Source organism: Thauera aminoaromatica (assembly GCF_000021765.1).
GTDB lineage: Bacteria > Pseudomonadota > Gammaproteobacteria > Burkholderiales > Rhodocyclaceae > Thauera > Thauera aminoaromatica.
This window is the reverse complement of the sequence record NC_011662.2, coordinates 2,641,037-2,659,226: the sequence shown is the minus strand read 5'-3', so window position 1 is coordinate 2,659,226 and position 18,190 is coordinate 2,641,037. Positions and strand designations below refer to the sequence as shown.

Below are 18,190 nucleotides of genomic sequence, written 5' to 3'. Positions count from 1 at the left end.
GCATGACGTCCTTGCAACTGACGCCGGTCGAGTGGCTGCTCGCCGGCCTGCTGGTGGCGGTGCTGGTGCTGCAGGCCTGGGGGCTGCTGCGCGGCGGCGGCGCCGAGCGCCGCCTGCGCGAAGGCCTCGGCGACGACCTCACCGACTTCATGGAGCAGCGCCTGGCCGCGCGCCACCGCGAGCTGCTGCTCGACCTGCACGACGGGCTCGCGCGCCAGACCGACCGCATCGGCGAGCACGCGCGCGCCGACCGCGAGCTGCTGCAGCGCGGCCTCACCGCCGCCTCGCTGCAGCTGTCGCGCGGCATGCAGGCGCTCACGCAGAGCGTGGACGGCCGTCTCGACACCCTCTCGGGTCAGGTCAACCAGCGCCTCGACGAGGGCTTCCGCAAGACCAACGAGACCTTCGCCAGCGTGATGGCGCGGCTGGCGACGATCGACGAGGCGCAGAAGAAGATCGACGGCCTCACCACCAACGTGGTCAGCCTGCAGGAGCTGCTCGGCGACAAGCGCGCACGCGGCGCCTTCGGCGAGGTCCAGCTCGAGAACCTCGTGCGCAACATGCTGCCGCCCGAGGCCTTCGCCTTCCAGCAGGTGCTGCCCAACGGCACCCGGGTGGACTGCCTGCTCACCCTGCCGGCGCCCACCGGCAACGTCGCGGTCGATGCCAAGTTCCCGCTCGAGAACTACCACCGCATGTTCGACGACACGCTCGCCGAGCTCGACCGCCGCGCCGCGCAGCAGGCCTTCCGCGCCGACGTGAAGCGCCACGTGGACGCGATCTCCGCCAAGTACATCCTGCCCGGCAGCACGGCCGATGGCGCGGTGATGTTCCTGCCCGCCGAGGCGGTGTTCGCCGAGCTGCACGCTTACCACCCGGAGATCGTGGCCTACGCGCAGCAGAAACGCGTGTGGATCGTGTCCCCGACCACGCTGATGGCGGTGCTCAACACCGCGCGCGCGGTGATGAAGGACGTCGAGACGCGCAAGCAGATCCACGTCATTCAGGACGCCCTCGGCAAGCTCGCGAAGGACTTCCAGCGCTTCGACGAGCGCATGGCCGCGCTCGCCCGCCACATCGAGCAGGCCAGTCGCGACGTGCAGGACGTGCACACTTCGAGCCGCAAGATCAGCGCGCACTTCCGCCGCATCGAGTCGGTGCAGCTGGACGAGGAGGACGAAGAGGCGGGCGAGGGCGCGCCGGCGGCGCTGGCTGCCGGGACCGTGGGAAGCGGATCCGTGGGGGGGCGGGATTGAATTCTGCGAACCTGGGGAATTCTTCCGGGGCCGCTGCGGTCGGACCACCCGTCACGGGCGCGCACGGATGATCGTCCGCCCGATTTGATGCGGGACAGGGACGGGGCGCGCCGCCGCCCGTATCTTCAGGCCCGACTCGCCGCAAGGCCTGCATCGCTTCTCCGATTCACCCGTCCGGGAACCCCGCACCGATGTCCGATTTTCCCCTGCCGATCCTTTTCATCATGGCGGTCTTCTTCACGATGTGGCTCATCCTGAGGAAGTTCCACCGCATCGAGCAGCGCAAGCGCGCGCTCCCCGAGCTCAACGCCTACTTGTACGCCAACAACCAGACCGAACCGCGCTGCTCGGCCTGCGAATCGACCGAATTCAAGGACGAGGGCCTCAGCCACGGCAAGGACGAGCGTCGCATCGTGTCGTGCGCCAAGTGCGACACCCTGCTGTACCGCATCGTGCCGCCGGAAAGGGCGGAGTAGTCGCTCCGCCAATCGCGACTTGCGTCGCTCCCACAGCCCTGCCCGGGCGCCGGCAACGAAGCGCGCGTGCCGGTTTTCGTAGGAGCGACGCAAGTCGCGATCACGGCCCCCGAGCCTGCACCGACGCCCCGGCAGCATCCCGCCGCCAATCGCGACTTGCGTCGCTCCCACAGCCCTGCCCAGGCGCCGGCAACGAAGCGCGCGTGCCGGTTTTCGTAGGAGCGACGCAAGTCGCGATCACGGCCCCCGAGCCTGCACCGACGCCCCGGCAGCATCCCGCCGCCAATCGCGACTTGCGTCGCTCCCACAGCCCTGCCCAGGCGCCGGCAACAAAGCGCGCGTGCCGGTTTTCGTAGGAGCGACGCAAGTCGCGATCACGGCCCCCGAGCCTGCACCGACGCCCCGGCAGCATCCCGCCGCCAATCGCGACTTGCGTCGCTCCCACAGCCCTGCCCCGGCGCCGGCAACAAAGCGCGCGTGCCGGTTTTCGTAGGAGCGACGCAAGTCGCGATCACGGCCCCCGAGCCTGCACCGACGCCCCGTCAGCACCCCTCCGCCAATCGCGACTTGCGTCGCTCCCACAGCCCTGTCCGGGCGCCCGCAACAGCGCGCGTGCCGGTTTTCGTAGGAGCGACGCAAGTCGCGATTGCGCGGTCTGGAGGGGCGGTCATGCGGGCTGCGCACTCACCGCGGGCCCGAGAAGGCATCCACCAGCACCTGGGCAAGCTCATGCATCGGGCCGAGGGGTTGCTGTGGCGGCGTCAGGCCGGCGACGAAGCCGGCGGCCGCGAAGCGGGTGAGCAGCGCGGGGTCGGAGGCGATCACATGCACCGGCACGTCGTGCGGCTGGTCCGGCCCGCTCACCGTGCCGATCGGCTGGTGGTCGCCGATCACGATCAGGACCAGCTCCCGCGCGGCGTGATGGGCGAGGTAGTCGGCGAGCCAGCCGAGCTGGTAACGCATCGAGGCCAGATAAGCGGGGAGCGGCTCGGTCCAGGACACCCGCACGGCCGCCGCGGCTTCGACCTCCTCCTGGCTGAAGGCGTCCGCGCGCAGCAGCCGCGACCAGTCCTCGCGCAAGGGTGGGATCGCTGCGAAGGGGGCGTGCGTGGAGACGGTGGCGAAAACGACCAGCCGTGGCGCGCGACGCGCGGCAGCGGTCTCCGCGCGTGCGCCCGGACGGGAAGTGGGCGCGCTGGCGGAGGTGTCGCCCGCAGAAGCCCGGGAGGAGCCCGGGCTGGAGCGGGCCTGCTGCGTACCGACTGCCTCGCCGAAGCTGCCGCCCAGCTCGTCCACGTGGATGCGCGCCATCGAGGCCTGGTCGGGGATGCGCCAGAAGCCGAAGGGCAGGCCGGCGTAGCCCGCGCTGTCGGCATCGGCGATGCGGTCGAAGCCGTAGAAGCGGCCCTCCGGCCAGGGGCGCTGCAGCCCTGGCATCCAGCCCACGGTACGGTAGCCGTGGGTGGCGAAGTGGCGGACCAGGGTGGGGCGATCGGTGGTCAGCAAGAGTGCGTGGTCGGCCGGGTCGCGGGTATCGACCCCCGCGAGCACGGCGGCGTGCGCCAGCCAGGAGGCGCCGCCGAAGGTCGGCGAGACCACGCGGGCGGAGACGGCCTCGCGGCCGCTGGCCGCGATCGCGGCACCCAGCTCGGTGCGTGCGTCGGCGAGCGCCGCGGTGATCGGCGGTCGATCGAAGCTGACCGCGCCGTAGGCCTCGGCGAACACGATCAGCACGTCTGCGCCCCGCAGCGCCGCGAGGTCGCCGCGGAAGTCGGGGCCGGGGCCGAGCCGCTCGCCGCCGTCGGCGGCGAGCGCCGAGTGCAGGAAGCGGATCTGATCGGAGACCAGCGCGGCGACCGGCCGCGCGAAGGCCGACGCGGCGAGCGGGCCGGGCCACGGCGCCAGCGCCCACAGCAGGATTGCCGCGCCCGCGACACCGCCGAGCAGCGCACGCGCGCCCGGTGCCGCCGCGCTGCGTGCGAGGGCACGCACGCAGGCCGACACCACGCGATGCAGTACCAGCACGACGAGGATACCGAGCGCGAGCGCGAGCAGGACCTTCGCGCCCGGACCGTCGCCGCCCATGTCGAGCACGGCGCCGAGGTGGGGCAGGTCCCAGTAGAGGTTGAGCGGGCGGCCGAACAGCGCGGGGACGGTCACCTGCACGTAGCGCAGCACGATCCACAGCGTGGCCAGCCCCGCGAGCACGCGCACGAGGCCGTGCGCTGCGTGTTTCCGCCAGGCGGCGAAGAGCACCAGTGCGGCGACGGCGAAGGCGAGCTCGATCGAGACGGCCGGCGTCGGCCGCGGCCACAGCGTCGGCCAGGCGTTGTCGAACACCAGCAAGGCGTCGAGCGCGAGCAGCGGCAGGAGCGTGCCGAGCACAAGATCACGCGCCCGTGCGCTCATGCGACCCCTCCGCCGCGTGCGGCAAAGCGCGGGCGCGCGGGTCGGCACCAGGGCGCGGGACACGGCGACGTCGGGCCGTGGCCGAGTGCGGCTATGATCCGGGACAGCCGATGCCCCCCGGGAGACCGACCGAAATGAACGCCAAGCCCGCGCTGCCCTGGTGGCAGGACCTGACCCCGAGCCGCATTGCCGGGCTCGCCCGCGCCGATGCGGTCGCGTTGCTGCCGCTCGCCGCGATCGAGCAGCACGGAGAGCACCTGCCGCTGTCGACCGACCTCGACATCGCCCTCGGCCTGCTCGAGGCGGTCGTGCCGAAGCTGCGCGCGGGCCTGCCGCTGTGCGTGCTGCCGCCGGTCGCGGTGGGGTGCAGCCTGGAACACACGGGCTTTGCCGGTACGCTCGCGCTCGACGCGAAGACCGCGCTGGCGAGCGTGGTGCAGATCGGTGCCTGCGTCGCGCGCGCCGGCTTGCGCCGCCTTGTGCTGTTCAACACCCATGGTGGCAACAAGGCGCTGGTGGACCTGGCTGCGCTCGAGCTGCGCGCTGCGCAGCGCATGCTGGTGGTGCGCGCGCATTCCTTCCGCTTCCCGCCGCCACCCGCCGCTCTGCCGGCGGACGAACTGCGCGACGGCCTGCATGGTGGCGCGCTCGAGACCGCGCTGATGATGCACCTGGCGCCGCACAAGGTGAGGCGCGACGCGGTCGATCGATTCGAGTCGCTGGGGGTGCGCATGGCGGCGGCGGGGCGACTGCTCGGCCCCGAGGGCGAGGCCGGCTTCGCCTGGATGGCGCAGGACCTTCATCCTTCGGGGGCCTGCGGCGATCCTCGCCTGGCGGACGCCGCGCTCGGGGCGCGCCTGGTGGAACACTTCGCGAGCCGTCTCGCGCGCATCGTCGAAGAGGCACACGACTTCGACCTCGAGGCGCTGGTGACGCGCGCACCGGCGCCGGAGCAGCGCTGAGCAGGCCGCATGGCCGGCCTCGAGGCCGCGCCTCAGGCGCGGTGCGCGGCGTCCGCGGCGGGCAGGCATGCGGGCTCGTCGTCGCCCGGCTCGCCCTGCTCGTTCAGCAGATCGTTGAGCCAGTGGCCGTGACGGCTGGCCTTGGTCCTGAGGTAGCGCTGGTTCTGCACGGTGACCTCGCCGTAGATCGCGCGCCGGCCGACGACGTGGATGCCGGCTTTCTGCAGCGCGGCGACCTTGCTCGGGTTGTTGGTGAGCAGCAGGATGCGGTCGATGCCGAGCTCGTCGAGCATCTCGTGGGCGATGCGGAAGTCGCGCTCGTCCTTGGAGAAGCCGATCACCTGGTCGGCGTCGATCGTGTCCAGTCCCTCGTCCTGCAGGCCATAGGCGCGCAGCTTGTTGGCCAGGCCGATGCCGCGACCCTCCTGCGAGAGGTAGAGCAGCACGCCGCCGCCGAGCGCGTCGATCGCTGCCACGCCGCGGCGCAGCTGCTCGCCGCAGTCGCAACGCAGGCTGCCGAAGAGGTCACCGGTGAGGCAGGACGAGTGCAGGCGCACCGGGACGTCCTCGGGCCAGTTCGCGCGCTCTCCGATGACGATGGCGACGTGCTCGTGCACGCCGTCGGCTTCACGGAAGAGCACGAAGCGGCTGTTCTCGGCCTCGGCCAGCGGCACGCGCGCCTCGCTGATGCGGGCGAGCCGGCCGGGGCCGCTCTCGCACAGGCGCATGGCCTCGGCGGCATCGACCGCGAGCAGATCGCCGCTCGCCACCGTGGCCGCAACCGCAGCGGCGCGATCGGGCGCGACTTCGCACACCAGCGCCGCCGGCACCCGCTGGGCGCGCCCGAGCAGGCGCAGGGCGGCGCGCTCGACCGGGCCGCCGTCGCGAAGTTCGGCGTCCGCGGGCAGGCTGGCGCCGCGCTGCCAGGCGAGCGCATGCAGACCGGCGGCGTCGGGAAGCGGCGACAGGCCGACGGAAACCGCCTGCGCGGCCCCGGCGCGGCCGATCGCGGCGAGGCGGTGGTCGCTCAGCACCAGGCGTGCGGGCGAGCCGGCCAGCATCTGCATTTCGCCCGCCGCGGCATCGTCCAGGCCTTCGACAGCGCACACGACGAAGGCGCGCGCGTGGTCGCGCACGAGGATCGAAAGTCCGCGTCGCAGGTCGAAAAGGGCACGCTCGGCTTGGCGCATTTGTTTTTCTCCGTTTGGGGTGTCGGGGCTCGACCCTGCACCAGGCGCTTTCCAGGCCGGCAGACGCGAGTGAAGACGATTTTTCAGGGAAGGATGGATGGCGGACGAACTTGTACCAGATTGGGGCTGGGCCTGCATCCTGCAAGCCCGCGACGCTGATTGGGCCGGCGCCGGGACGATAAGTTTCACGGTCGAGGGCGTGGCGATCGAGATCGCTCCGCGCGGCGCCTGGCGCTGCGCGCGGGCCTTGCGCGCGGACACCGCGGAACTGCTCGATCTCTTCCTGCCCTGGGTGGCCAGGCCCGGCCGTCTCGCGATCGCCCAGCTGGGGCAGAGCCTGGATGGCCGCATCGCCACCGCGAGCGGGGCCTCGCACTATATCAACTGCCTCGAGGCACGTACCCACCTGCACCGGCTGCGGGCGCTGGTGGATGCGGTGGTGGTGGGGGTCGGCACGGTGAATGCCGACGATCCTCAGCTCACGGTGCGCCACGTCGCCGGGCGCAACCCCGTGCGCGTGGTGCTCGACCCGCGCGGTCGCGCGCGGGCGGACGCGAGGCTGTTCCAAGACGGCGCCGCGCCCACCGTGCACCTGGTTGGCGAGGATCTCGCGCCGGGCACCGCCGCCGTGCTGCCGGGGCGGGTCGCGCGCGCGGGCCTGCCAGGTGCCGGGTCGGGTTTCGAGCCGGGCGCGGTGCTCGATTGGCTGGCACGGGCGGGCTGCAGGCGGGTGCTGGTGGAGGGGGGTGGGCACACCGTGTCGCGTTTCGTGCAGGCGGGGGCGATCGAGCGGCTCCATCTGCTGGTCGCACCGCTGCTGATCGGCTCGGGGCGCGCCGGGCTGGTTCTGCCGCCGATCGACACGCTCGACGAGGCCCTGCGTCCGGTGTGCAGGCCGTTCCGCTGCGGGAGCGACAGCTTGTTCGACCTCGACTTCGATGGGGCGGGGCGGGCGGCGCAGCAGAGATGAAATCTCGATATAAAAGAAAAACATCGACAAACGCGTTTCTCGTCGACGAATGACTGATATGATCCCGCAGGTCTTCGTAATCGTTTCCGTGCGATCCTGAATCGTTCGGCTGCGCTGCGGGACGACCGGCGCTCCACGGCGAGTGGGCGACGGACCCCGCTGCAGCCGGCTCGCCGATTCACTGGAGTGAGGATGTCGATCGACCTGCCGTCCAATTCGCATCAAGGCCCGCTCCCGACGCGGGCCTCCGCAACCGCCCGACCTGTGGTGCACGATCTGCCGCGGGCGCGGGAAGCCGGCGCGCGTCCGGCGAGTGTGCAGCGCCTGGACCTGTGCCGGCTGGTCGCCGATGTCGTGCCCGACGAGGCCCCGCCCAACCCCGCGGAGCAATACGAGGCCCTCGTGCTCGTGCGCGGGCACGCCTTCCTGCGCAGCAGCGAGGCGGCGATCGAGCTGGAGCCCGGACAGATCCTGCTCGGCACCGGTGCGTCGCCCGAGCTGCTCTATTCGGCCGATAGCGAGCTGTGGAGTGTGCTCGTCCCCGAGTCCGTGCTGCGCGAAGCGTGTTCGGAGTGCGGCTGGCTCCACGCGGGAGAGGGCGTGCGCTTCAACCGCTGCCCCTGCACGCGCGACGAGCTCGACCACCTGGTCACGCTGCTGCGCCTGGTTGCGAGCGAGAGCGCCAGCGGGGCGCTACGCGCGCAGCTGTTCATGCACTACGCCCATGCCGTGGCCAACAAGCTGCTGTTCACCCTGCAGCATAACCAGCCGACCTCGTAGACCTGCGGCCAGGCGCGCCTGTTCGAGCGCCTCGAGCGCCACATCGAGGCGCGCATCAAGCAGGACATCAGCGTCGAGCAACTCGCCCAGTTCGCCGGGCTGAGCCAGCGCTCGCTCTATCAGGTGCTCAAGGACCAGGCGCGGATGTCGCCGCGAACCTACATCCGCCGCAAGAAGCTCGAGCATGTGTACGCCACCCTGATGGACCCGGCCGTGCGCGTGGCGAGCGTCACCGCGGTGGCGCTCGACTACGGCTTTACCCACCTCGGGCGCTTCGCCGAGCTCTACAAGTCGAGCTTCGGCATCCTGCCCTCGGAGAGCCTCAAGGCCCGTCCGCCCGGCAAGTAGGCGTCGCCTCGGCGGTGGAGCGCGCGCCGGGCTCGTGGCGCCGCAGCGCCAGCGCGCCCGGCAGCGTCGACAGCAGCACGACCACGCCGTAGCTCACCGAGGCCGCCACGCCTTCGGCGGCGTCCAGCCCGGCCGCCTGCCACACCAGCGCGGCCGCGCCTTCACGGATGCCCCAGCCCGCCACCGAGAGCGGGATCGCCATCGCCAGCAGCACCCAGGGCACCAGCGCCGCCGCCTGGGCTGGCGGCGTGGCGAGCCCGCTCATGCGCATGCAGCACAGCCACACCGCGACGTAGCTGGCCACGATCAGCAGCGAGGCGAGCAGCTGGCGCAGCAGCACCGCGCGCCCGAGCAGCGCCTGCCGGGTGGCGCTGGCCAGGCTGCGCAGGGCCGTCCTGGTGCTGCCTGCGAGTGCTGTCGCGACGAGGGCGAGCACGGCGAGCACGCCCATCCACGGCAGTCCCCGGAGGTCGACGGCGTCGCCCAGGCGTCCCGGCACAACCTGCAGCGCGGGGGCGGCGAGCACGCTCGCGACCACCACCAGCAGCAGCGCGAGCTGGCCCGCGCCGCGCTCGATCACCACTGCCTGCCAGGCTGCGTCGCGGGCTGTACCCGGCAGACTGGCGTGGCGCCAGGCGCGCGCGGCGTCGCCCATCACCCCGCCCGGCAGGATCTGGTTGAGAAAGCTCGCGAGGTAGTACTCGCGCAGCGCATGGGCGAAGCCGAGCGGGGCGCCGAGGCGGCCGGCGGTGAGCTGCCAGCGCCACGCCGACAAGGCCGTCTGCAGCACGCCGATCGCGAGCGCGAGCGCCAGCCAGGCGGGCGCAGGCGCGCCGAAGGCGGCGATGAGGGCGCGCGGTTCGATCCACCACAGCACGCCGGCGAGCAGCCCGAGGCTCGCAAGCGCACGCAGGACGGGCAGCGGGCGTCGAGTGCGCCGGGCTTCGCCGCTCATCGCGCGCGGGCGGCGGGGCCGTCGGGCCGGAGCGCTGCCGGGGTGGCGACCGGCGGGCTGGCGAAGAGGTCGAGGTGCCCGACTTCAAGCACCTCCTTGCCCCGTGCGGCGCACTGCGCACTGCGGCGTGCGTGCCAGGCGGCGATGCGCGCGGCGGCGTGCGGGCACTGCGCGGTGGCGGCGTCGCGCCAGCCGTCGATGAGCGCGCATGCGAGCGCAGCCTGGGGCGGGGCGGCGAGGTCCAGCCGCCACGGGCTGGCGGCGGTCTCGACGTCGAAGCCACGCGCCGCGAGCAGCTCGGCGAGCGCGGGTGCGGCGTCCGGCCCGAGGGCGGCACCGAGGCCCTTGTCGCGGCGTTGGTGGGCGTTGAAGGCGTCGCGGACGAAGGCATCGTCGGGGACGGGTGGCTCTGCGGAGCCGTGGGTCAGGAAGCGCCAGGTCCCGTCCACGCTCTGCGTGATCAGCAGCGCGCAGCCGGTGCTCGTGCAGGCATCGGCGAGGCGGACCAGCCAGCTCGCTGGCATGAGGTCGAGCACGGCGGAGGCGCACACGAGGTCTGTGTCCGCGAGCGCAGGTGCGGCGAGCGTGCCGAGGTCCCGGCAGCGGGTGTGGACCTGCGGCTTCGCGCCCTGCGCATCGCGCAGGTCCGCGCCGAGGGTGCGGGCGCGTTCCAGAAGACCGGCGTCGTGGTCGACCAGCGTCCATTGCTGCGGGCCGGGCAGGCGGGGTGCGAGGTGGCGCGCGTTGGCGCCGCTGCCGCAGCCGAGGTCCATCAGGCGCAGCGGGGCCTGCGGGTGCCGTCGCCGCCGCCCCTGCAGCCAGGCGGCGGCGAGCGCTTCGAGTCGGGGCGCGCGCGCGGCGCGGTCGGCGGCGGCGCGCAGCGCGAGCCAGTCGGCATCGAAGCAGGCGTCGGGATGGCGGGGGGCGGCGGCGTCGGGGTGGGTCGGCATGGCGGCTCCGGGTGGGCGCGCGGACGGGATCACGCGGACGCCGGCGCGAGTTCGGCGAGGGCGGCGGCGAAGGCCTCGCCCGCTTGCGGCCAGCCGCGCAGTCCAGCGCGTGCGCGGCGGGCGCCGTCGCGCAGGCGCAGGCGCCGGGCGCGGTCGCCGATCAACTCGCCAAGCGCGCCGGCGAGCGCATCGACGTCGCCGGGCGGCACGGCCAGCCCGGCGCCGGGAGGCAGCGTGCCCGCGAGCGCGCCGCCGGTGGTGGCGAGCACCGGCAGCCCGGCGGCGATCGCCTCGGCGACCACCATGCCGTAGCCCTCGTAGTGGGAGGGCAGCACGAAGAGGTCGGCGGCGGCGTAGGCGTCGCGCAGGGCCGCGTCCGCGCATTCGCCGGAGAGCCGGATGCGGTCCTGCAGGCCGAGGCTGCGGACGAGTTCGGCCACCTCGCCGGCGTAGCCGGGGTCGCGATGCGTGCTGCCGATCAGGGTGCAGCGCCAGGGCAGCGCTCGTACGCGCTCGAGCGCGCGCACGAGCACGTCCTGGCCCTTGCGCGGGGTCAGGCTGGCCACGCACAGCAGCTGCGGCGGCTCGCCCTCCGCGGCGGCCAGCGCGAGCGGCGCCACGCCCGGCTCGACCCAGCGGATGCGCTCGGCGCGCAGTCCGAAGTCGAGCAGCCGGCGCGCGGTGAAGGCGCTGGTGGTGATCGCGAGGCGCACGGCGGCGAGCGCGGCCCGTTCGCTCGCCAGCAGGCAGCGCCGCAGCACGGGATCGAGGCCGCGCTCGTCGGCCAGGGGGTGGTGCACCAGCGCGACCAGTGCCAGCCGTCCGGCGTGCTCGATCGCGACCTCGGGCAGGCCGCCGAGCGCGAGCCCGTCGATGACCACGCGCCGACCGGCGGGCAGGGTGGCGAGGGTGTCGTGCAGGGCGTCGCGCGCCGTGGGGTCGGCGTCGGGGAAGCGGCCGGGCAGGCCATGGACGGTGACGGTCCAGCCGAGGTGGCGCAGCGCCTCGACGATGCGGGCATCGTAGAGATAGCCGCCGGTGCGCTGGGCGGGGTCGCCGGGGACGATGAAATCGAGGTCTGCGCTCCCCCTGTGAGCGCTCACAGCGCGCCCTCGTAGCTCGCCCATGCGACGTGCGACTCGTGCAGGCTCACCTTCAGCCGCTCCAGCCCCTGCGCCCCGGGGCCCAGCCGGCCGGCGCGGATCGTGGCGGCGAGGCGGTCGAAGATCACCCTGGCCATGAACTCGGTGGTGGTGTTGCGGCCGCGGAATTCCTCGAGCTCGTCGAGGTTGCGGAAATTGAACTCGGCGAGCACCGCCTTCAGCGTTGCGGCGGCGAGGCCGATGTCGACCACCAGGCCGTCGGCGTCGAGCTCGCTGCGCTGGAAGCAGGCGTCGACCAGGTAGGTCGCGCCATGCACCCGTTGCGCCGGGCCGAAGATCTCGCCGCGGAAGCTGTGGGCGATCATGATGTGTTCGCGGACGGTGAGGCTGTACATGGGGGCTCCGGATCGATGCTCGGGTGGATCTCAGGTGCTCGGACTGGCATAGCGGATGCGCTCGCACAGCGCCCCGGCGGGGGCTTCGGCGAGGCGCTGCATCAGCGCGGGCAGGTCGGTGAAGTCGGTCTCGCCGCTGATCAGTGCGTCCAGACGTGGATCGACGAGCAGCGCGAGCGCGAGTTCCATGCGGCGACGGTAGTCCCAGCGCGGGCTGCGTGGCGGCGGCAGGCGGCCGACCTGGCTGGACTGCAGGCGCAGGCGGCGGGCGTGGAAGGCGGCGCCGAGCGGCAGCTCCGCGCTGCGGCGGCCGTACCAGCTCATCTCCACGACGGTGGCGTCCTGTCCGGCGAGTTCGAGCGCGCGCACCAGGCCGGCGGGGTTGCCGCTGGCGTGGAAGACGAGGTCGCAGTTGCCACGCGCCTGCTCCGGGAGGCGGTGAACGAGGCCGAGCGCGGCGGCGAGGCCGGCGCGGCCGGGGTCGGTGTCGATCAGCTCGAGCTCGACGCCGGGGAGGCGCGCGCACAGCCAGGCCACCAGGCTGCCGACCACGCCGGCGCCGACCACCGCGATGCGGTCGCCCAGCGCGGGGACGCCGTCCCAGCAGGCGTTGATCGCGGTCTCGAGGTTGGCGGCCAGCACCGCGCGCGCGGCCGGCACGCCGGCGGGGAGGGGGACGACGGCGCCGGCGGGTACCACATAGCGCTGCTGATGCGGGTGCAGGCAGAACACCGTGCGGCCGCGCAAGGCGGTGGCCGCGGTGCCGACGCCGTCCTCCACCACGCCGACGCCGATGTAGCCGTACTTGAGCGGCCCGGGGAAGTCGCCCTCCTGGAAGGGGGCGCGCATGCGTTCGTATTCGCTTTCGGGCACCTCGCCGCGGAACACCAGGCTCTCGCTGCCGCGGCTGACTGCGCCGAAGAGGTTGCGCACCCGCAGCTCGCCGTCTGCGGGCGGGCGCAGCGGCGCCGGGCGCAATTCGCCGTAGCCCGGGCGGACGGTCCAGAAGGCGAGGTTGGTGCTGGACATGCCGAGCTCCTTGTGCGAACCCTTTCGCGCGGCGGATGATCGAAGGAGGAATGGTAGCAGGGCGCTGCAGCCACTGTAGGCGCGCCGCCAAGCGCGAATGGGGCCTGAACGAGGTGGGAAAGGGGCGCAAGGGCAGCATGGCGATGGAGCAGGGCGGATCTTGTGTTCGGCGCGGCGGACTTCCCCGCCTCTGGCTCGATCTGGCCGGGGGCTTCGGCGGCCTCGTCGCGCTCGTCGCGCTGGCGTCGAGCACGCTCGCGCTGCCGCTCGCGGCTGCTTGGGCGGCGGGCGCGGCGTTGCTCGCCATCGCTGCCTTGATCCGGCACTTCTGGTCCGACCCGCGCCGCGGCTTGGGTCCGGCGAACCGGGTGACGCTGGCGCGCGCCCTGCTGGTCGCCCTCCTCGCCGGGATGCTTGCCACGCCCGCATGGGTGGATGCACATCCCGTGCAGGTGGCCGCGCTCGCCGCGCTCGCGCTGCTGCTCGATGGCGTGGACGGCTGGGTGGCGCGGCGCTGGCGCTGCGAGAGCGACTTCGGCGCGCGCTTCGACATGGAGCTCGACGCCTTCCTGATCCTGGTCCTGTGCGTGCATCTGCTGGCGATGGACAAGGCGGGACCCTGGGTGCTGGCGATCGGTGCGATGCGCTACGTCTTCGTCGCCGCGATGCGGCCCTGGCCTTGGCTGGAGCGGCCGCTGCGGGAGAGCCGCCGGCGCAAGCTGGTCTGCGTCTGGCAGGTCGCCTGCCTGCTGCTATGCCTGCTGCCGGCGATCGGCGGTGCGCTGGCGACGGCGCTGCTGGTGCTGGCGCTGGCGCTGCTGGCGTGGTCCTTCGCGGTCGATGTGCGCTGGCTATACCACACGCGTCCGCAATCCTGACCGCGGAAGCCACATTCGCAAGTCCCTGGAGGAGAAAGGAAGATGGAATCGCGCAGACGTTTTCCCCGCATGCTCGCCGCGGCCGTGCTGGCGGGCGTCCTCGGTGCCGCGCCGGCCTGGGCGGAGCCGCGCAGCTACACGATCGACCCGGAGCATTTCGCCATCGGCTTCCAGGTCGAGCACCTCGGCTACGCCGACATCATCGGCCTGTTCCTGAAGGCGAGCGGGCGCTTCGAATACGACGAGGCCGCGCGCACGCTGAAGTCGGGGAGGGTGGTGGTGGCCGCCGACAGCGTGTTCAGCAACCACGAGGCGCGCGACCGCCACGTGCGCGACAGCGACTTCCTCGACGCCAGGAAGCATCCCGAGATCGTCTTCGAGGCCACCGGCTTCGAGCCCGGCGCCGAGCGCGACGGGCGCCTGCACGGCAAGCTCGCCGGCCGTCTGACCCTGCTCGGGCAGACCCACCCGGTCGTGCTCGACGTCACGCTCAACAAGGCTGCAAGCTATCCCTTCGGCCACCGCAAGCACACGCTCGGCATCTCGGCGCGCACGACCATCGAGCGCAGCCGCTGGGGCATGGACTACGGCGTCAGCCGCGGCATGGTGGGCGATGCGGTGGCGCTGCGCTTCGAGCTGGAGGCGATGCGCGACGATTGAGGCGACGATCGAGGTGGCGCAGGCCGCGGTGGCGGCGGCCGCGACCGCTTCAGCCGCCGATGTAGGACATCTCGATCTTGCGCAGCGCGGCGGTCTCGGCGGTGCGGATCTCGGAGTAGCGGTCCTCGCGCCCCTGCCACACCTGGGCGATCGCGGCGTCGATGCGGGCGTCGTCGGCGCCCTCGCGCAGCAGGGCGCGCAGATCGTGGCCCTGCTGCGCGAACAGGCAGGTGTAGAGCTGTCCCTCGGTGGACAGGCGGATGCGCGTGCAGCTCGAGCAGAAGGCCTGGGTCACCGAGGAGATCACGCCGATCTCGCCGGCGCCGTCCTTGTAGCGCCAGCGCTCGGCGACCTCGCCCTCGTAGTTGGGGTCGACCGGCTCGAGCGGGAAGAGGCGGTCGATGCGCTCGACGATCTCGCGCGAGGGCAGCACCTCGTCCATCTTCCAGCCGTTGGAAGCGCCCACGTCCATGAACTCGATGAAGCGCAGGATGTGGCCGCTGTTGCGAAAGTGCGCGGCCATGGGCTCGATGTCGACGTCGTTGGTGCCGCGCTTGACCACCATATTGACCTTGATCGGGCCCAGGCCCACCACCTTGGCCGCCTCTATGCCCTCGAGCACCTTCTCCACCGGGTAGTCGGCGTCGTTCATGCGCCGGAAGAGCGCATCGTCGAGCGCGTCCAGGCTCACGGTGACGCGGTGCAGGCCGGCGTCCTTGAGCCGGCGCGCGAGCTTGGGCAGCAGCACACCGTTGGTGGTGAGCGTGACCTCGACGCCGTCGAGTGCGGCGAGCATGCCGATCAGGCGGTCGACGTCCTTGCGCAGCAGTGGTTCGCCGCCGGTGATGCGGATCTTGCGCACGCCGCGCGCGACGAACAGCCGCGCCACGCGCAGGATCTCCTCGAAGCTGAGCAGCTGCCGCCGCGGCAGGAAGGCGTAGTCGTCGCCGAAGACCTCGCGCGGCATGCAGTACACACAGCGGAAGTTGCAGCGGTCGGTGACCGAGATGCGCAGGTCGCGCACGCTGCGCGCGCGGCGGTCGACCAGCGCAGCGCCGGGCGCCGCAACGGGCGCGGGGGCCGCGGGGGCGAGGGGAGACGCGGCCTGCTGGATCGGGATGACTTTCATGGTCGGCTGCGGCTGCGGGCTGGGGTTCGGGTTGCGGGATTATCAAGTCGTGGACAGCGCGGCGCAAGGCGAGGTTCGCGCAGGCGTGCATGTCGACCTTCGTCGCAAGCCCGCGGCCGATCGCGACTCGCGTCGCTCCCACGAGAACCGGAGCCGCCGTAGCCGGGGGCAGTGGGCGTGGATCACGGGGCCTGCGGGGCGGGGTGTATCATTGCGCTCCCTGCCGCTCCGGCACCAGAAGAAAGATCAAATCCATGGCCGATCTCGTGCCACTGCCGGCGACGGCATTGCGCAAGCGCTGCGACCCCGCCTGCTTCAGCTTCGACACCACCGAATCGCTCGCCGACCACGCCGGCGACCTTGGCCAGGAGCGCGCCGTCGAGGCGATCCGCTTCGGCCTCGCGATGGGCCACACCGGCTACCACGTGTTCGTGCTCGGGGATGCCGGCAGCGGCAAGCACGCGACCACCTTCCGCCTGCTGCGCGAGCGCGCGGCGCGCGAGGACGTGCCGCCCGATCTCTGTTATCTCCACAACTTCGACGAGCCGCTCAAGCCCCGCCTGCTGACCCTGCCGGCCGGGCGCGGCGCTGCGCTGCGCACGCGCATGCAGACCTTCATCCGCGACCTCGGCCCGGCGCTCGGCGCCGCGCTCGACAGCGACGCCCACGTCGAGCGTGTCGAGTCGCTGCAGAGCGCGCACAAGGCGCGCGAGGAAGGGGCGCTGCGCGAGCTCGGCAAGGCCTGCAACGCCGAAGGCATCTCGCTGCTGCAGACCCCCGAGGGCTTCGTGTTCGCGCCCACCAAGGACGGCGAGCCGCTGTCGCCCGAGGCCTTCGAGGCCTTGCCGGAGGACGAGCGCAAGGCCATCGAGGCGCGCATCGGCGCGTGGAGCGACCGCCTCGAGGATCTGCTCAACGACTTTCCCGGCTGGCGCAAGTCGGTGCGCGAGTCGATCGACCGTGCCGAGCGCGAGGTGCTCGGCCCCGCGGTCGCGCACCTGCTGCGCGAGGTGCGCGAGGCGCACGAGGACCTGCCCGAGGTGCTCGCCTTCCTCGACGCGGTCGAGCGCGACGTCATCGACAGCGCGGTGCGCGGCACCATGCTGGAGGAAGAAGACGACGAGGCCCCAGAGCCCGAGGAGAACACGCGCTACCACCGCTACCAGGTCAAGCTGCTGGTGGATCATTCCGGCTCGCAGGGTGCGCCGGTGGTGTTCGAGAACAACCCCGGCTACGGCAACCTGATCGGCCGCATCGAGCACATCGTGCAGCAGGGCAACCAGGTCAGCCACTTCAACCTGATCCGTGCCGGCGCGCTGCACCGCGCCAACGGCGGCTACCTGGTGCTCGACGCGGAGCGCCTGCTGTCGCAGCCCTTCGCCTGGGAAGGCCTCAAGCGCAGCCTGCGCGCGGGCGAGATCCGCATCGAGCCGCCGGCCGAGGCGCAGGGCTGGAGCGGGGCGTTGACCCTGGAGCCGGAGGCGGTGCCGAGCGCGCTCAAGGTGGTGCTGATCGGCGACCGCGAGGTCTACTACCTGCTGATGGAGCACGATCCGGAGTTCGCCGACCTCTTCAAGGTGGCGGCCGACTTCAACGACGACATCCTGCGCACGCCCGAGAACGAATGCGAGTACGCCCGCCTGATGGCGCTGCTCGCGCGCGGCGCGAAGCTGCTGCCGGTCGAGCGCAGCGGTGTGGCGCGCCTGGTCGAGGAAGCCTCGCGCCTGGCCGAGGACTCCGGGCGCCTGTCGCTCAACACCCGCGCGCTCTCCGACCTCATGCGCGAGGCCGACTTCCACGCCCGCCAGAAGGGCCTCGCCGCCACGACGCGCGCCGAGGTCGAGGACGCGCTCGCCGCGCGCGCGCGGCGGGCCAATCGTTACCCGACCCGGGTACTGGAGTCCATCCTCGACGGCACCACGCTGATCTCCACCACCGGCGAGCGCGCCGGCCAGATCAACGGCCTGGTGGTGATCGAGCTCGCCGGGGAGCTCTTCGGCCACCCGGTGCGGATCACCGCCACGGTGCGCATGGGCGAGGGCGACGTGGTCGACATCGAGCGCGAGACCGAGCTCGGCGGTGCGATCCACTCCAAGGGCGTGCTGATCCTGTCGGCCTTCCTCGCCGCGCGCTACGCCCGCCACCAGCCGCTGTCGCTGTCGGCGAGCCTGGTGTTCGAGCAGTCCTACGCGCCGGTCGAGGGCGACTCGGCCTCGCTCGCCGAGCTGTGCGCACTGCTCTCGGCGCTGACCCAGGTGCCGATCCAGCAGCGCTTCGCGATCACCGGCTCGGTGAACCAGTTCGGCGAGGTGCAGGTGATCGGCGGTGTGAACGAGAAGATCGAAGGCTTCTTCGACCTGTGCAGCGCGCGCGGGCTGGACGGCACGCAGGGCGTGGTGATCCCGGCGGCGAGCGTGCGTCACCTGATGCTGCGCGAGGACGTGGTGCAGGCCGCGGCGGAAGGCCGCTTCCACATCCACGCGGTGAAGACGGTGGACGAGGCGATGACCGTGCTGACCGGCGTCGAGGCCGGCGAGCCCGACGCCAAGGGCGTGATTCCCAAGGGCACGCTCAACCACAAGATCGCCACCGTGCTCGCCGAGATGACCGCGGCGCGCCACGCCTATTCGGACGCCGACGGCGCCGCCGGCGCCCGCCAGCACCGCCGCCGGCACGGGGTGTGAGCCCCGCGCCGGACGG

17 protein-coding genes are annotated in these 18,190 nt (G+C 72.5%); 9 read left to right on the top strand and 8 right to left on the bottom strand.

Features of this window, described 5'->3' with window-relative positions:
• The first annotated feature begins 2 nt into the window (after positions 1–2).
• Positions 3–1,256 (top strand): DNA recombination protein RmuC, encoded by a 1,254-nt coding sequence (locus tag TMZ1T_RS11720; RefSeq protein WP_012585504.1) that lies wholly within the window; start codon positions 3–5, stop codon positions 1,254–1,256.
• Between the two features lie 191 nt (positions 1,257–1,447).
• Positions 1,448–1,732: a hypothetical protein gene (locus TMZ1T_RS11715; protein ID WP_004321819.1), complete on the top strand. Its 285-nt coding sequence runs from the start codon at positions 1,448–1,450 to the stop codon at positions 1,730–1,732.
• Positions 1,733–2,416: 684 nt separating this feature from the next.
• Here the strand turns inward: TMZ1T_RS11715 and TMZ1T_RS11710 are convergent.
• The gene (locus TMZ1T_RS11710) at positions 2,417–4,141 is read right to left on the bottom strand and encodes an alkaline phosphatase family protein (protein WP_012585503.1); all 1,725 of its coding nucleotides are present in this window, start codon (positions 4,139–4,141) and stop codon (positions 2,417–2,419) included.
• Between the two features lie 134 nt (positions 4,142–4,275).
• Here TMZ1T_RS11710 and TMZ1T_RS11705 point away from each other — a divergent pair, with 134 nt between their 5' ends.
• A complete protein-coding gene (locus TMZ1T_RS11705; protein ID WP_012585502.1) occupies positions 4,276–5,103 on the top strand; it encodes a creatininase family protein in 828 nt (275 codons plus the stop codon).
• A gap of 32 nt (positions 5,104–5,135) precedes the next feature.
• Here TMZ1T_RS11705 and ribA read toward each other — a convergent pair whose 3' ends face one another.
• Entirely contained in the window at positions 5,136–6,293 is a 1,158-nt protein-coding gene (gene ribA, locus TMZ1T_RS11700) for a GTP cyclohydrolase II RibA (RefSeq protein ID WP_012585501.1), read from the bottom strand.
• Positions 6,294–6,390: 97 nt separating this feature from the next.
• Between ribA and TMZ1T_RS11695 the strand changes: the two genes are divergently transcribed.
• The 3 genes from TMZ1T_RS11695 to TMZ1T_RS20595 all read left to right on the top strand — a co-directional run bounded on the left by TMZ1T_RS11695 (position 6,391) and on the right by TMZ1T_RS20595 (position 8,391).
• The gene (locus TMZ1T_RS11695) at positions 6,391–7,263 is read left to right on the top strand and encodes a RibD family protein (RefSeq protein WP_012585500.1); all 873 of its coding nucleotides are present in this window, start codon (positions 6,391–6,393) and stop codon (positions 7,261–7,263) included.
• A gap of 267 nt (positions 7,264–7,530) precedes the next feature.
• Positions 7,531–8,043, top strand: coding sequence for a hypothetical protein (locus TMZ1T_RS20280; protein ID WP_144312161.1), 513 nt, complete (start codon positions 7,531–7,533; stop codon positions 8,041–8,043).
• A gap of 18 nt (positions 8,044–8,061) precedes the next feature.
• Positions 8,062–8,391: a helix-turn-helix transcriptional regulator gene (locus TMZ1T_RS20595; RefSeq protein ID WP_082047726.1), complete on the top strand. Its 330-nt coding sequence runs from the start codon at positions 8,062–8,064 to the stop codon at positions 8,389–8,391.
• Here the strand turns inward: TMZ1T_RS20595 and TMZ1T_RS11685 are convergent.
• The 5 genes from TMZ1T_RS11685 to TMZ1T_RS11665 are packed head-to-tail and all read right to left on the bottom strand — an operon-like array spanning position 8,366 to position 12,823.
• The gene (locus TMZ1T_RS11685; protein WP_012585499.1) at positions 8,366–9,346 is read right to left on the bottom strand and encodes a lysylphosphatidylglycerol synthase transmembrane domain-containing protein; all 981 of its coding nucleotides are present in this window, start codon (positions 9,344–9,346) and stop codon (positions 8,366–8,368) included. The genes TMZ1T_RS20595 and TMZ1T_RS11685 overlap by 26 nt on opposite strands.
• Positions 9,343–10,296, bottom strand: a complete 954-nt coding sequence (locus TMZ1T_RS11680) for a class I SAM-dependent methyltransferase (protein ID WP_012585498.1) — start codon at positions 10,294–10,296, stop codon at positions 9,343–9,345. Before TMZ1T_RS11680 ends, TMZ1T_RS11685 begins: the two co-directional genes overlap by 4 nt.
• A 29-nt stretch (positions 10,297–10,325) precedes the next feature.
• A complete protein-coding gene (locus TMZ1T_RS11675; RefSeq protein WP_012585497.1) occupies positions 10,326–11,399 on the bottom strand; it encodes a glycosyltransferase family 4 protein in 1,074 nt (357 codons plus the stop codon).
• Positions 11,396–11,794, bottom strand: coding sequence for a 6-pyruvoyl trahydropterin synthase family protein (locus TMZ1T_RS11670; RefSeq protein ID WP_004323165.1), 399 nt, complete (start codon positions 11,792–11,794; stop codon positions 11,396–11,398). Before TMZ1T_RS11670 ends, TMZ1T_RS11675 begins: the two co-directional genes overlap by 4 nt.
• A 30-nt stretch (positions 11,795–11,824) precedes the next feature.
• A complete protein-coding gene (locus tag TMZ1T_RS11665; RefSeq protein ID WP_012585496.1) occupies positions 11,825–12,823 on the bottom strand; it encodes a zinc-dependent alcohol dehydrogenase in 999 nt (332 codons plus the stop codon).
• Positions 12,824–12,873: 50 nt separating this feature from the next.
• Between TMZ1T_RS11665 and TMZ1T_RS11660 the strand changes: the two genes are divergently transcribed.
• Complete coding sequence (locus TMZ1T_RS11660) at positions 12,874–13,701, top strand: CDP-alcohol phosphatidyltransferase family protein (RefSeq protein WP_261788910.1); 828 nt, start codon at positions 12,874–12,876, stop codon at positions 13,699–13,701.
• Between the two features lie 42 nt (positions 13,702–13,743).
• Positions 13,744–14,361, top strand: a complete 618-nt coding sequence (locus TMZ1T_RS11655; RefSeq protein ID WP_012585494.1) for a YceI family protein — start codon at positions 13,744–13,746, stop codon at positions 14,359–14,361.
• Between the two features lie 49 nt (positions 14,362–14,410).
• Here TMZ1T_RS11655 and moaA read toward each other — a convergent pair whose 3' ends face one another.
• Positions 14,411–15,490: a GTP 3',8-cyclase MoaA gene (gene moaA / locus TMZ1T_RS11650; RefSeq protein WP_004323160.1), complete on the bottom strand. Its 1,080-nt coding sequence runs from the start codon at positions 15,488–15,490 to the stop codon at positions 14,411–14,413.
• A 254-nt stretch (positions 15,491–15,744) separates the two neighbouring features.
• Here moaA and TMZ1T_RS11645 point away from each other — a divergent pair, with 254 nt between their 5' ends.
• Entirely contained in the window at positions 15,745–18,174 is a 2,430-nt protein-coding gene (locus TMZ1T_RS11645) for a Lon protease family protein (RefSeq protein ID WP_004323159.1), read from the top strand.
• Positions 18,175–18,190: the final 16 nt, after the last annotated feature.

What these genes read in the sequence shown, in the direction of transcription:
- TMZ1T_RS11720 (WP_012585504.1), top strand. Translation starts at nt 3, where the DNA reads ATGACGTCCTTGCAACTGACGCCGGTCGAGTGGCTGCTCGCCGGCCTG.
- TMZ1T_RS11715 (WP_004321819.1), top strand. Translation starts at nt 1,448, where the DNA reads ATGTCCGATTTTCCCCTGCCGATCCTTTTCATCATGGCGGTCTTCTTC.
- TMZ1T_RS11710 (WP_012585503.1), bottom strand. Translation starts at nt 4,141, where the DNA reads ATGAGCGCACGGGCGCGTGATCTTGTGCTCGGCACGCTCCTGCCGCTG.
- TMZ1T_RS11705 (WP_012585502.1), top strand. Translation starts at nt 4,276, where the DNA reads ATGAACGCCAAGCCCGCGCTGCCCTGGTGGCAGGACCTGACCCCGAGC.
- ribA (WP_012585501.1), bottom strand. Translation starts at nt 6,293, where the DNA reads ATGCGCCAAGCCGAGCGTGCCCTTTTCGACCTGCGACGCGGACTTTCG.
- TMZ1T_RS11695 (WP_012585500.1), top strand. Translation starts at nt 6,391, where the DNA reads ATGGCGGACGAACTTGTACCAGATTGGGGCTGGGCCTGCATCCTGCAA.
- TMZ1T_RS11685 (WP_012585499.1), bottom strand. Translation starts at nt 9,346, where the DNA reads ATGAGCGGCGAAGCCCGGCGCACTCGACGCCCGCTGCCCGTCCTGCGT.
- TMZ1T_RS11680 (WP_012585498.1), bottom strand. Translation starts at nt 10,296, where the DNA reads ATGCCGACCCACCCCGACGCCGCCGCCCCCCGCCATCCCGACGCCTGC.
- TMZ1T_RS11670 (WP_004323165.1), bottom strand. Translation starts at nt 11,794, where the DNA reads ATGTACAGCCTCACCGTCCGCGAACACATCATGATCGCCCACAGCTTC.
- TMZ1T_RS11665 (WP_012585496.1), bottom strand. Translation starts at nt 12,823, where the DNA reads ATGTCCAGCACCAACCTCGCCTTCTGGACCGTCCGCCCGGGCTACGGC.
- TMZ1T_RS11660 (WP_261788910.1), top strand. Translation starts at nt 12,874, where the DNA reads ATGGTAGCAGGGCGCTGCAGCCACTGTAGGCGCGCCGCCAAGCGCGAA.
- TMZ1T_RS11655 (WP_012585494.1), top strand. Translation starts at nt 13,744, where the DNA reads ATGGAATCGCGCAGACGTTTTCCCCGCATGCTCGCCGCGGCCGTGCTG.
- moaA (WP_004323160.1), bottom strand. Translation starts at nt 15,490, where the DNA reads ATGAAAGTCATCCCGATCCAGCAGGCCGCGTCTCCCCTCGCCCCCGCG.
- TMZ1T_RS11645 (WP_004323159.1), top strand. Translation starts at nt 15,745, where the DNA reads ATGGCCGATCTCGTGCCACTGCCGGCGACGGCATTGCGCAAGCGCTGC.